Genomic DNA, 13,560 nt, shown 5'->3' with positions numbered 1-13,560 from the left:
TAAACTCCCTCTCTTAGGGTGATACCCAATATGCAGACATTTTGGGTATTACGCACTACTTTTACGGCAGATAATCAAATCTGCTTATGCGCAAATCATTGTGGCTGGTAATAGCCGTATTGTCTGTACAGGTATCTTATGGCCAGAACGGCTCTAAGAAGATCACCCTAGATGACCTCTACAAAAATTATACTTTCAGGGTAAAGGATGTTCCGGGCTTTAATGCCATGCAAGATGGCAAGCGGTACACCCAGCAGGATGAAGAGAACAAGCATCAGTATATACGCATCTACAATCTGGAAACAGGAAAGGTGAGCAAGACTATATTTGACAACAGTACCCAGACATACAACGGCACTGAAATAAAGGTAAGTGAATACACCTTCAGTAAAGATGAGCACAAACTGTTGCTCAAGACTGACAATGAGAATATATATCGCCGCTCCATACTGCAGCATGTGTATGTTTATGACATAGCATCGGGCGACATAAAGCTACTTGACAAAGACAAGGTGCTGCATGCTACCTTCTCACCCGATGGCACTAAAGTGGCCTTCGTAAAAAACAACAACCTTTTCTATAAAGACTTGAAGACAGACGAATTGGTGCAGGTATCTACTGATGGTGAAAAGAACAGCATCATCAACGGTAATTGTGATTGGGTATATGAAGAAGAATTCTCTTTTACCCGCGCATTTGAATGGAACAGCACCGGTTCCCACCTGGCATGGTTTCGCTTCGATGAAAGCAAGGTACCAGAATATAACATGGCTAAGTACACAGGCCTTTACCCCGAGCAATACACTTACAAATATCCTAAGGCGGGTGAGCGTAACTCTGTAATAGAGATCAAGATCTACGACCTGCAAAGTAAGCAGGTAGTAAAGGCTGACATTGGCCCTGAGACAAATGTTTACATCCCCCGCATCAAATGGACAGAGAGTGCTAAAAGGCTTTGCGTATACCGGATGAACCGCCTGCAGAACAAGCTGGAGCTACTGATGGCCAATGCAAATACCGGAGTTACAAGGGTTATATATAGGGAAAAGAACAAAAGCTATATCTCTATCAATGACGAGATCACCTTCCTACCCGATGGCCACTCTATGATACTGGGCAGTGAACAGAACGGCTGGAACCACCTGTACAAATACAATTGGGACAATGATAAGATCACAGACCTTACCCCCGGCAACTTTGATATTGAATCGCTGACGGGTGTTGATCTGGACAGAAAGCTGGTATATTATACAGCAGCTGAAGTATCGCCAATGCACAGGAATCTGTATGTTGTAAATTGGGACGGCAGCGGCAAACGATGCCTTACTCCTGCTCCCGGCATGCACAACATCACCCCATGCGAAGGGTTTAACTTCTTTCTTGATAAATATTCAAGACTGGATAAGGTGCCGGTATACCGTTTGATCAATGCATCGGGCAACATCATACGCACGCTGGAAGACAACAAGGTACTTGCCGACAAAATGAAAGAATACGCCATGGGCGATATCAGGTTCATGAAATTCAGAGGTGCAAGCAACAGCCTTAATGGCTGGATGATAACCCCACCCGATTTCGACAAGCATAAGAAATATCCGGTTTTGATGTACCAATATAGCGGACCCGGATCACAAGAGGTTGCAGACAAATTCCCCGTAGGTAACTATTGGTGGCACCAGATGCTGGCTCAGAAAGGCTACATTGTTATCTGCGTAGACGGAACTGGTACAGGATACCGTGGCGAGGCATTCCGCAAGAAGACCTACCTGACACTTGGCAAGTACGAAAGCGCCGACCAGATAGCAGTAGCTAAGAATCTTGCTAACCTACCCTATGTAGACAAGAGCCGAATCGGTATATGGGGTTGGAGCTATGGCGGCTTTATGAGCAGCACCTGCATATTGAAAGGTAATGATGTATTCAAAACAGCTATAGCAGTAGCACCCGTTACTAACTGGCGTTATTACGACAATATCTACACTGAGCGTTACATGCGTACCCCTCAGGAAAACCCGACAGGTTACGACGACAACTCACCGGAGAAAATGGCAGATAAGCTGAAAGGTAAGTTCCTCTACATACACGGCACCGCCGATGACAATGTACATTTCCAGAACTCGGTAATGTTCACTACAGCCCTGATAAAAGCCGACAAAGACTTCGACAGTGAGTACTACCCCGACAAAGCCCACGGCATATCGGGAGGCAATACCCGCAATCACTTGTATAGAAGAATGACACAGTTCATACTGGATAATCTCTAATTAATAAAGAAGGGGCGCCGTTGGTACCCCTTCTTTATTATAATTCTGTGCCCTACAATCCTACCTTACAATGACTAGTTTTTCATTGAAATTTGTTGCTGCAGAAGTAATATTTATATAGTAAATGCCTTCCTTTTGCCCTTCAAGATCCAGTTTTAGTGTGCCGTTTTTATCATTTATATTGATAGCACTAGTCAAAACTACTCTCCCCATAATGTCTGTGAGCGTAACAGTCCCTGCGCCTACTGCAAGGTTATCCCATTCCACATTTAAATAACTATTTGCGGGATTGGGGTTGATTTCAAAATGATTCTTATTATTGGTATTAGGCACGCTGGCAGCCCACGCATATGGCGTGATAGTGCCAGAGGTAGTATGTTGCTTAAAGTTAACGGCTGTGGCCGAGATAGACGACGAAGACAATACTACCGGAGCAGACTGAGAAGTATAATAGCTAAATTCCTGAGGATAGATATAATATGTACCACTCGCCAGTCCACTGAAGGTATACACTCCCAGGGCATCTGTATAAGTATAGGTCAGCACCTTTCCTGTAGCATCTTTAAGATATACAAGCATATTGCTGGCAGGTACTTCCGTAGTAGTATTTTTACCCGCGCCTGTATATACATAACCACTTACAAAGCCCGGGCCCGCAGGAACGATACCGTAACGCATGGTAATAGAAGTAGTTAAACCATCTGTGGCACCTGCAGTATGTATAATAGTCTCAGCAGAATCCCAATATGGAGTTGACAAACCGTAAGTAGGAATAAAACCGCTTGTGCCGGGTGCACTTCCGTAAATTAATTTTGCTTTGACAAGATAATTGCCCGGCGGCTGATTATAAAATAAATAATCGGCATAGCCCGCTCCCATCTCACAAGTAGTTATAGAGTCGACCGCAGCAATGCTGCTATCGGTAGGATTATAATGTATTAACCATACTTTCGACTCTGTGTTTGTGGGGGCAGGAGATGGATAAAAAAGTCTCCCTGAGATACGGTCGCCATTAATCACAATGATTCCCGAATCTGCACAGCCAAAGGAAGATGTTTCATGCGCGATTAGGGTATCTGTAACAAACGTGTGTACAATAACCGGATTGCAAACTGAGCAACTCAATCCGGATGAAATTCCCGAGGCTTTTGTCCACATAAACACACCCGAGCCCCCATGCGCCAGCAAAGTATCATTTAAGGAACATAATCCGGTATGGGTAATGGTGATGACCGGACTACTATCAACGATAATGCTGATCTGATCGGAGCAGCCGGTGGGAAGAGAGTAGGAAATGATAGTATTCCCTCCTGCTAGGGAAGTAGCATGACCAGAAAGATCAACTGTTGCAACGGCAGGCACAGAAGTTGACCAGCTTCCACCAATGGGCGAAGCACTCAAAGAAACAGTCGTTCCCACGCCACAAATAGTTGGACTGACACTAGCGATATAGGGCAATGGATTGACAGTAAATGATGTAGTAACAAAAGATGTCCCCACCGTGTAGGTGATCGTAACTGTGCCGCTGGCTGCATAAGGAGTCGATACGACACCTGCCAGATCAATAGCCGCTATAAATGTATCACTGCTTGACCATATGCCGCCAATAGTGGTATCACTTAGTGCAGAAGTAGCTCCATGACACATAGTATTAGTACCGTTTATTGGCCCAATAGTACAAAAAGCACTGTAGGATACAAGACAAAACAAAACAACAAAGTATATCTTTTTCATAATAAAGACTTATAGTTAATGAATTAATAGGTGATAGTCATTGCTCTTTAATGCTAAATTCCTTCATTGCTACTCCCGATATCATTGATCCATTCGTCTTTGTCCGGCATACGTTTCAACATCGTTTTGAGGATCAGATAAGAAACAAAAGCAAGCGGATAAGCGATCAGGAGAATTGGAACTATTTCCAACTGTAGCATTCCACCAACAACCGCTACCGAAAACTCAGTAAGTATCCATGCCAATACCACATAAAACTTCCATAATCCCGGCTTCAAACCTTTATCCTGAGCAAGGTAACCTATGTTTCGGCTCAAAAAAATGAGCACAATAATTTCTATCATAGCAGTTAAGTTTTTATAAATGTACAATAATCATGTTAAAACAGTAAGCCACCGACAAGCGAGGGCTTACTGTTTAGTAAATTACCAATAGAGGTCTTAGCTCTTAGGGTCAAGCGCCTTTGTAATTCGGGCAGCAATGTCCTGAAGATGATATTTGCTCATCTTATCTCCCATACCATTTGCTGCTGCGGCAGATTGTGTTTTAAGTACAACCAGCTGCGCTCGCGCTACAGATACCGCATCATTATTGCGCACGAGTGTTGGCGACTGGCCGGGAGCAGGATTAATGATACCGATCAGGGCATCAACATAAGCCTTCTGCAGGTTACGGCGAAGACCGTCGATCGGTTTATGTGATGTCAGTTCACTCCACACACCTTTCTTCAAGTCTTCCATCATTACGTCTACAGTATAGGTCTTCTTATCACCAAAGCGATTGCTGGTAACTGCCATACGGTTCATTCGGCCTACCGATAGCAGGTTATTCAAAATAGCTACCTGTACATTGCTTACCGACTCAGATGCTACCGGATTGCTTATTTTATTCAGGATCTCCTTATTCAACAACCAGCTTGGTGTTTCAAAGCATTGCTTATTGAGGAAGGTTACAGCCTCTTTTTGGATCGCAGTTGGTGTAGGTTCATATACCTCTTCGTCCTTTTGCTCTATGCTCTTTGGTGTCTCATACACACCACCTACATTCTTCAATACATGACCCATGTAGCGGCCATACTGCCCTACCAATGCACTATACACATCCCTCAGGTTCTCATACCTGTCTGCTTCTTCCTTGGTCCACTCAGGCAGCTGCACAATAATGCGCTTCAGATTACGAAGGCCGTATTCGCTGGCCTTCATGCTGTTGTCACCTAGGTCTTCTGTCTGTGAACGCGGATCAAATGGATTACTTTCTGTACCGAACCACAATCTCGGATTAACCTTCAGGCTGTCTACTATCCACTTGTTGGTTATCTTCTGATCTTCCTTTTCGTTAGCGGCAAATGATGATTTATAGCCCCACTGTATGGCCCACTTATCATAATCACCTATGCGCGGAAACATGTTGGTCTCCGGCATGTTATCTTCCGGCTGTGCCACATAGTTGAAACGGGCATAGTCCATTATAGAAGCAGTATGACCATGAGCAGTTACCCAATCCTTATCACGAAGTTTTTCTACCGGCGTTCGGCTGCTGCTACCCATGTTATGCCTTAATCCCAATGTATGTCCTACTTCATGTGATGATACAAAACGGATCAATTGTCCCATCAGTTCGTCATCAAATTCCATTTTACGGGCCTTCGGATCTACCGCTGCTGCCTGTATCATATACCAGTCATGTACCAGCTTCATTACATTATGGTACCAGCCTATGTGGCTTTCAATGATCTCACCCGAACGCGGATCATGTACATTAGGACCATAAGCATTGGCCACCTCACTCGGCAGGTAACGCAACACAGAGAAACGGGCATCTTCCAGGTTGCTGGTAGAATCTTTTGGATCCCACTCCTTACCCATAATTGCATTTTTAAAGCCCGCCTGCTCAAACGCCTTCTGCCAGTCATTGATACCGGCAATAAGGTATGGTCTCCATTTCTTCGGTGTAGCCGGGTCTATATAATAAACGATTGGTTTCTTTGGCTCTACCAGTTCCCCGTTCTTCCATTTGACCATGTCTTCATCCTTAGCTTCCAATCTCCAGCGGCAGATGAACACATTGTTTTCCGCTTTCTGCTGATTATCTCCAAATTCAACAAAATCATCGGCAAAGAAACCAACGCGGGAGTCGTAAGAACGCCTGGCCATGGGCACTTTAGGTAAAAGGATGAAAGAGTTGTTCATTTCCAATGTTACCGCTCCTGTAGCATAGGCTGCAGGGAAAGTAGTAGATGGAATTGGTGACGGTGCCGATGGGCCGAAAGAAGGTGTAGACCCGAAAGTGCGTACTACCCTTACCTCCGTGTTAATTGGGTAAGAATTGATACTCTGAATGTACGACCTGTCGCCTATCTGGCCACCCAGGTTAAAACGCTTCTTAGTATATGCACCCAGGCTTATAGGCTGGTTGTCGCCCTTAAAGTAATCAGATACATCAATAACTACCGATGAATCTTTACCGTAAGCCTTTATATCGAAAGATTCCGCAATAGGATTAAGGTTGGAATTGGTTACTGCTTTGTAGATGTCACTTGTAGAATCCGCTACACCAATTACTGTCACAACGCGCAGCAAAACATTTTTATTGGGGCCTCTTTCCCACAATATCGTCTGCTGATTTTCCATTTCACCGGCATATACACCGCCACCACCAGCAGTTTTAGTATAGCGGGTAGTAACGATCATTTCTCTTTTCAGCAAAGAATCGGGTATTTCGAAGTACCACTTATCCTCAACTTTGTGCACGTTGAACAGTCCTTTCTTTGTTACAGCTTTATCTGTAATTACCTTGTCATAAGGTTTTGGTCCTTTTTTTGACCCTGCTGCAGATGCGGTGCTATCGGCAGATTTTGCTGCAGGCGGAGGTGTAGCTCCTTTATGTTTCTTCTTGGCGACAGCCGACACAGCTATGCACACAAAAAGTGATGCGATCACATACTTTTTCATTTATAATGCTATTGTTTTAGTCCTTTTATAAAACAAGGACTAGCAATATAGCAAAGGTGTCTAACAATTTGGCACTTATTCAATAAATACCACAGAATTTCACCCAATTTCAATTTGACAATTCTGATGTTACTCTGGGTTGATAGTTAAAAAAAGCGGCCCCGACCAATAGACCGGGACCGCACCACTATGTAAAAAAATTACGTGTATTATTACGTTACACACTTTTTACTTTTAAAATTTAAGTTTTCACTTAAACTAAGCCATCATTCTGTTTACTGCATTTTTGCCTTTCTTAGCCTGCTCAGTTCCTTCTTCCAAGAGGTCCATGATCTTTTCACGGGCTTCGTCGCTCAGGCCTTCAATTTGTTTGCTCATCAACTTCTTGGCATCAGCCAATTCTGTTGCAGCAGTGCCGGCCATCTTATCCATTTTCTTCTTCAATTGCTTCAGGTTGTCAGCAATATCCGCACGCAGGTCTTCACCTTTTTCTGTGTTGTACAAATAAGCGATTCCCGCTCCTATTGCTACTCCGGTCAAAATTTTCCAGGCTTTCATGTTGTTTGATTTTTGTTTTTTGATTGAATATGTTTCGGATAAAGAGATAAATAAAACCATGCCAGTGTAAATCAAGATGGGAGTTACATTATACACTCTCCTCCTTTTGAAGGAGGAGTACCCCATTATTTCGGCTTTTTCTACCGAAATACTGCGGTAGGTGGTTATCTGCATAAAATGGGCACCCTTGCTCCTGCACTTTCAATACAAAATTTTTGGTGCGGAGTGGCTATCGACAGGCAAGCTTAAAGCATAATAAAATTTGATATTGCTGCGATATCAAACCTTACAAAAAACTGTTGTTTCTTTAACGCCTGAAATAGAATGGATTCATTGACCCACATAGCTGTTGGCGCCTGTATAGGCGAGCTGGTTGCAGGTAAGCGGCTAGGTAAAAAAGCTATGGTTATTGGGGCGTTGGCGCAAAGCATTCCCGATATCGATTGTGTTACATCATCCTGGATGACTGTGGCATCTGACTTGTTGGCCCACCGCGGATTTACCCATTCTATACTTTTTATGTTACTTATTTCCCCACTTTTGGCATGGGCTTCAAAAAGGCTATTCAGTAAACAGGCCATTAGTTTCAACAGCTGGATGTTCATATGGGGCGTACAGATATTCATGCATCTGTTTCTCGACATATTTAATGTCTACGGTACCGGCTTGTTCGAGCCTTTCAGCCACTACCGGGTTTCCTTAAATACTTTTTTTGTACTCGACCCTCTTTTCAGCATTTGGCCGGTAATTGCAATGGTCGCATTGATCCTGCTAAAACAAACCAGTCCGGTGCGCAATAAGATAATTATGGCGGCATTGGGAATCAGTTCGCTTTATATCCTCAACTCCGTCTACCACAAATTATATGTAGATCGTAAAATTGAAGCCGGTTTTGTGAAGCAGAATATGCACATAGATCGTTACTTCACCACGCCAACTGCCCTAAACAATATTCTCTGGTACGTGGTCGCACAGAGCGATTCAGGTTTTTATATTGGCTATAGGTCGGTTCTTGACAGGAAGGAAGATATTCAGTACAGGTTTGTTGCTAAGAAGGATGAGCTATTCAATGGAGTTGCCGATACTACCGAATTAGCAAAACTCAAACGGTTTTCACAAGGGTATTATGTAGCGAACAGGTATAATGACACCCTCGTGTTCAATGATCTCCGCTTTGGTGAAATGACAGCAGGTCTGTTACCAGACCCGCGTTTTTCCTTCTATTACTATTTGCAACCAAAAGCGTCAAATGATGTTATTATTCAGCGGGGCAGATTTTGTGGTTGGGATAAGCATGTCATCAGCCTTTTTCTTAACAGAATTATGGGCCGGTGATCTCTTTAGTCGACCATCCGCAATTTTTCTAGTAAGGCATTCAGTTGCATAGCTTCATCTTCTGTAATACCGATCTTACTATTATGTGCTGCTGCCATTGCCACATTTGCCTTTTGCAATAGGTCAATTCCGGTTTCAGTTAATGAGACCATGGTCTCGCGCTTATCTTCTGCTGAGGGGTGTCGTTCTACTAACTTCTTTAAAAGTAATTTATCTATGATACGCGGGACATTAGAACTTTTTTCGATCATTCTGCTGCCAATATCTTTTACACACATATCCTTCGGGTGCATTCCCTTCAGTATACGCAGCACATTAAACTGCTCTGCTGTAATTCCGTTCTCTTTCATAGCCGCACTCATGCGGTCTTTCAGCCAATAGGTGCTGTACAACAAATTCAATGTTGCCTTATGTTTTTCGCTTTCAAACTTTGTCATCTTCAGTGCATCCTCCAATCTCATATACAAATGTATGTAGCAACATGTAATTTTACGGTGATAAAATATAAATGGCACTATTAATAAATATAATTAGTGCAGTCCAACGCCAAATGTATGAAAATGTTGATAATCAGATAAAAAAATGAAAATATTTCCCGAATGCTAACAAATCATTACAATTGAACAACAATCGAGCAAGGAAATAGTGCAGGTGGTATTAAGGCATTAATATAGTATCTTTGCGCCCTCTTAGAAACATATGCAAAACATTCGAAATTTCTGTATAATAGCCCATATTGACCATGGTAAAAGCACCCTGGCCGATCGTCTTTTGGAATTTACAAAAACCATTACCTCGCGCGACATGCAGGCGCAGGTACTGGATGATATGGACCTGGAACGTGAAAAGGGAATTACCATTAAGAGTCATGCCATACAGATGGACTATGAGCTGAATGGTACTAAGTACACGCTTAACCTCATTGATACTCCCGGTCACGTTGACTTTTCTTACGAAGTTTCCCGTGCACTGGCAGCCTGCGAAGGTGCGCTGCTGCTGGTAGATGCATCTCAGGGTATACAGGCACAAACTATATCTAATCTCTACCTGGCGCTCGACAATGATCTGGAGATCATTCCGGTGATCAATAAGATCGATATGGATGGTGCAATGATTCCTGAAGTTACTGACCAGATAGTAGAACTTATAGGCTGCAAGCCTGAAGAAATACTGCTGGCAAGCGGAAAATCTGGTATTGGTATTGAAGAGATTCTGGCTGCTGTAATTGCACGCATACCTGCCCCAAAGGGCGATCCCGCGGCACCATTGCAGGCGGTAATATTTGACTCTGTATTTAATTCGTTCCGTGGTATCATTGCGTACTTCAGGGTATTTAATGGTACGCTCCGTAAGAATGATAAGATCCGTTTCATACACACAGATGCAGAATATAATGCCGATGAAATTGGCGTTATGAAACTGGCCCTTACGCCCAAGCAAGAGGTATCTGTAGGTAATGTGGGTTATATCATTACCGGTATAAAAACCGCCCGCGACGTAAAAGTGGGTGATACGATTACTACTATTGCCAACCCAACAACCGATATCGTTCGTGGTTTCCAGGAAGTAAAGCCAATGGTATTTGCCGGTATATTCCCGGTAGAGACAGACGATTTTGAAGACCTGCGCGACTGTATGGAAAAACTGCAGCTGAATGATGCCTCGCTCACCTACGAACCAGAGACATCGCAGGCACTGGGTTTTGGTTTCCGTTGCGGCTTCCTGGGTATGCTCCATATGGAGATCATACAGGAGCGTTTGGAGCGCGAGTTTAACCAGACGGTTATCACCACAGTTCCCAACGTTAGCTTCTTTGCCTACAAAACAAAAGACAAGTTGAAGCGCCTGACGGTAAACAACCCTACGGAAATGCCCGACCCAAGCAGCATTGACCGTATTGAAGAACCATTTATCCGTGCGCAGATCATTACCCTTCCCGACTATATAGGCAACATCATGAGCCTTTGTCTGGGCAAGCGTGGCGTACTTATCAACCAGAACTACCTCACCCCAACCCGTGTGGAACTGATATTCGACCTGCCACTTACAGAGATCGTATTCGATTTTTATGACAGGCTGAAATCATGTACCCGTGGTTATGCGTCATTCGACTATACCCCACTCGACTATCGCGAGAGCGATATCTGCAAGATGGATATACTGTTGAATGGCGAACCATTGGATGCATTGAGCGCATTGATACACCGCAGCCGCGCCAACGATTTTGGCCGCAAGTTGTGTAACAAACTGAAAGACCTGCTGCCAAAGCAACAGTTTGTGATAGCTATACAGGCTGCCATAGGCGCCAAGATAGTAGCCCGCGAAACCATTTCGGCCATGCGCAAAGACGTTACCGCCAAGTGTTATGGTGGTGATATCTCGCGTAAACGCAAGCTATTGGAAAAGCAGAAAGAAGGTAAGAAGCGTATGCGCCAGTTCGGAAATGTAGAAGTTCCGCAGGAAGCGTTTTTAGCGGTGCTGAAACTGGATGAGTAATATTTAAGTATTGAATTATATGTGTAAAGCCGCTCCTTAAGGAGCGGCTTTTTTAGTATTTTCTCGACTCTTTATGGCTCAACTTAATTTCATAAAATGAAATTAAATTTCTAATTTTGTAATTAACGGCATGAACCGAAAAATAAACACTTCACACTTATGAAAAACTTAATTAGGTATGGTTGTAATTAGCCGGGGAACGTTAAACGAATATAAAATTCAATATCCTGAAGCGTCCGATGCAATTACAAAGTGGTTTCTGGAAGCAAGTACATCAGACTGGGCGAATCTAAATGAGATCCGAAGCACATTTAATTCAGTCGATTACTTTGGTAACGGGCTTTTTATATTCAACATCATGGGGAATCACTACAGATTGATAGTGAGAATAATTTTTAGAACGAGAACAATATTTATCAGGTTTTTCGGCACACATAGCGAATACGATAAAGTAAACATTAGCAAACTATAATAGCAATGGATTATGGAAAAGATATTAAAGATTGTAGACAAAGAGAATTACAATAAAGCGTCGTCTTTACTTGAACAAATTGCCGCCAAAGGTGAAGAGAACCTAACGGAATCAGAACTAAAATGGATTGAGCATACTGCTAGCCTTGTAGCATTGTACGAAGAAAGGAATGGAATGCACCCAATAGACGTAACATCTGTTCACGAAAATGAAACCGATGTACAGAAAATAGCCAATGCATTAGGATACGAACCTCACCTTACAGACCTCATCCGCTTCAAGATGCTGCAAAAAAAACTGAATCAAAAAAGCCTGGCCATTCTTCTCAATATGGGCGAGGCTAAGGTGTCGCAAATTTTGAGTGGCAAGCGTGAACCGGATGTAGAATTTTTGCGGAGTATCCACGCTAAACTGGGCATTGACGGAAATGTTCTTTTGGAAACTGCTTAATCTTAATAAAAACACTTGCCGAGACATGTCTAACATACTTAATAATCAACCTCACCCAATTCAATTTCTCCGACCTTATACCCTAAGATTTCAGTAGCTAAGCGTTTAATATTACTTACCCAAATTCCCCACTCTGCATCTTCCATTAAACCAGTAAATAGAAGACCGCTTGGTTCCACTGAAGCGAGAATATGTTTTTCATTTTCATCAAAACTATACCAAAAAGGCAAGTTACTATCAACGTGGTACCCTAGCCAACCCTCTAAGTGTTGATAAATTACAGGTACTTTATCCCAAATTTCCGGGGGAGCATCATACCTTACATTTAAAACCGTTTCTTGTGTGCTCATTCTATGATCTGTAATTAATAGTTGATTATTGCTGAAACTGCAAACTACTACCATTAAGCCCCCAACTCTACTCAAAGTTATTTGTTCTGTAGATAATTTTTTGGCACAACAATTGCTAATAAATCCCATATAACACACACTTATGTTCAGGAACTTGTTAGCCATTGTATTGCTCTTTATGGCAACTCATGTCAATGCCTTCGGGGGTAACAGCTACCGGTCATATGGTAGTGATGAGGGTGGTTACTATTATTGTGGGTTAGGTGGTCTGGCTGCCGGTAAGGCGATACTAGGTGGTGGCGAGTTTTTGATTTCGGGCAATGTGTATAGAGGAAGGTTATTGGCAGGTGCCAATGCAAGTATTTTTAACGGCACCAGTCCCGACGATTATGGCTTCACCCTAAGCGGAGTAAAGTATAACTACCGGCAATATGCGCTGGGTTTGAACTTGGGCATAAGATTGTTTTCTGGCGACCATATCGACTTTACTGCACATGTACTCTTTGGAGAAGAACTACTGGAGTTTGGCTCAAAAGATACTACAGCAGATTGCCACTGTGGTAAGTTCAACCGACTGCTTTCTAATGATATGTGGTTTGTAAGGCCTGCCATCAGCTTCAATAACAAAAAGAACTTTGCACTGACCGCATCATATAATTTCCTCTTTAATGATGCACTGTTCAGTGGTGATGGGACTGCATTTGGCAGCACCGCCTCAGATTTTAATGGCCCTGTAATGTCTTTGATCTGCATCACTAATCGCCACAACCGGCCATATCACTGGCATCGTCATTGCTAAAGTGAAATTACTCTTCCCCGATTTAATCCAAAAATAACACAGCAGTTATCCCTACACCACAAAAGTGAGTACCTTCATATCGCGATTGAGTAGTTATGGCTATAATCTACTGATTACCAGAAGCCCCGCTACTGTAAGCTAAAATAAGATT

12 protein-coding genes are annotated in these 13,560 nt (G+C 42.9%); 6 read left to right on the top strand and 6 right to left on the bottom strand.

Annotation, left to right across the window (positions count from 1 at the left end; all coding sequences use genetic code 11):
• The first annotated feature begins 86 nt into the window (after positions 1-86).
• Complete coding sequence (locus tag CJD36_RS03120) at positions 87-2,264, top strand: S9 family peptidase (protein WP_105037638.1); 2,178 nt, start codon at positions 87-89, stop codon at positions 2,262-2,264.
• Positions 2,265-2,324: 60 nt separating this feature from the next.
• On the opposite strand, the gene CJD36_RS03115 is transcribed toward CJD36_RS03120, so the two are convergent.
• The 4 genes from CJD36_RS03115 to CJD36_RS23135 form a co-directional block, all read right to left on the bottom strand.
• The gene (locus CJD36_RS03115) at positions 2,325-3,998 is read right to left on the bottom strand and encodes a T9SS type A sorting domain-containing protein (protein ID WP_105037637.1); all 1,674 of its coding nucleotides are present in this window, start codon (positions 3,996-3,998) and stop codon (positions 2,325-2,327) included.
• A gap of 53 nt (positions 3,999-4,051) precedes the next feature.
• Positions 4,052-4,342 carry a hypothetical protein gene (locus CJD36_RS03110; protein WP_105037636.1) on the bottom strand — a complete coding sequence of 97 codons (291 nt, stop codon included), beginning with the start codon at positions 4,340-4,342 and terminating at the stop codon, positions 4,052-4,054.
• A 96-nt stretch (positions 4,343-4,438) separates the two neighbouring features.
• Complete coding sequence (locus CJD36_RS03105) at positions 4,439-6,949, bottom strand: zinc-dependent metalloprotease (RefSeq protein WP_105037635.1); 2,511 nt, start codon at positions 6,947-6,949, stop codon at positions 4,439-4,441.
• 258 nt (positions 6,950-7,207) lie between these two features.
• Entirely contained in the window at positions 7,208-7,507 is a 300-nt protein-coding gene (locus tag CJD36_RS23135) for a YtxH domain-containing protein (protein WP_161499188.1), read from the bottom strand.
• 324 nt (positions 7,508-7,831) lie between these two features.
• Here CJD36_RS23135 and CJD36_RS03095 point away from each other — a divergent pair, with 324 nt between their 5' ends.
• Entirely contained in the window at positions 7,832-8,842 is a 1,011-nt protein-coding gene (locus CJD36_RS03095) for a metal-dependent hydrolase (protein WP_105037633.1), read from the top strand.
• A gap of 5 nt (positions 8,843-8,847) precedes the next feature.
• On the opposite strand, the gene CJD36_RS03090 is transcribed toward CJD36_RS03095, so the two are convergent.
• A complete protein-coding gene (locus tag CJD36_RS03090) occupies positions 8,848-9,303 on the bottom strand; it encodes a MarR family winged helix-turn-helix transcriptional regulator (protein ID WP_105037632.1) in 456 nt (151 codons plus the stop codon).
• Positions 9,304-9,541: 238 nt separating this feature from the next.
• Between CJD36_RS03090 and lepA the strand changes: the two genes are divergently transcribed.
• From lepA to CJD36_RS03075, 3 genes are all read left to right on the top strand, one after another.
• Entirely contained in the window at positions 9,542-11,338 is a 1,797-nt protein-coding gene (gene lepA / locus CJD36_RS03085) for a translation elongation factor 4 (RefSeq protein ID WP_105037631.1), read from the top strand.
• A 178-nt stretch (positions 11,339-11,516) separates the two neighbouring features.
• A complete protein-coding gene (locus tag CJD36_RS23930; protein ID WP_105037630.1) occupies positions 11,517-11,810 on the top strand; it encodes a type II toxin-antitoxin system HigB family toxin in 294 nt (97 codons plus the stop codon).
• Between the two features lie 12 nt (positions 11,811-11,822).
• Entirely contained in the window at positions 11,823-12,260 is a 438-nt protein-coding gene (locus CJD36_RS03075) for a helix-turn-helix domain-containing protein (protein ID WP_105037629.1), read from the top strand.
• Positions 12,261-12,298: 38 nt separating this feature from the next.
• Here CJD36_RS03075 and CJD36_RS03070 read toward each other — a convergent pair whose 3' ends face one another.
• Positions 12,299-12,610, bottom strand: a complete 312-nt coding sequence (locus tag CJD36_RS03070; RefSeq protein ID WP_133162468.1) for a hypothetical protein — start codon at positions 12,608-12,610, stop codon at positions 12,299-12,301.
• 142 nt (positions 12,611-12,752) lie between these two features.
• Here CJD36_RS03070 and CJD36_RS03065 point away from each other — a divergent pair, with 142 nt between their 5' ends.
• Positions 12,753-13,409 carry a hypothetical protein gene (locus CJD36_RS03065; RefSeq protein WP_105037627.1) on the top strand — a complete coding sequence of 219 codons (657 nt, stop codon included), beginning with the start codon at positions 12,753-12,755 and terminating at the stop codon, positions 13,407-13,409.
• Positions 13,410-13,560 lie beyond the last annotated feature (151 nt).

This window comes from Flavipsychrobacter stenotrophus (assembly GCF_002954265.1).
GTDB classification, from domain to species: domain Bacteria; phylum Bacteroidota; class Bacteroidia; order Chitinophagales; family Chitinophagaceae; genus Flavipsychrobacter; species Flavipsychrobacter stenotrophus.
The sequence above is the reverse complement of the archived record's forward strand: the minus strand, read 5'-3'. Positions and strand labels throughout refer to the sequence as shown.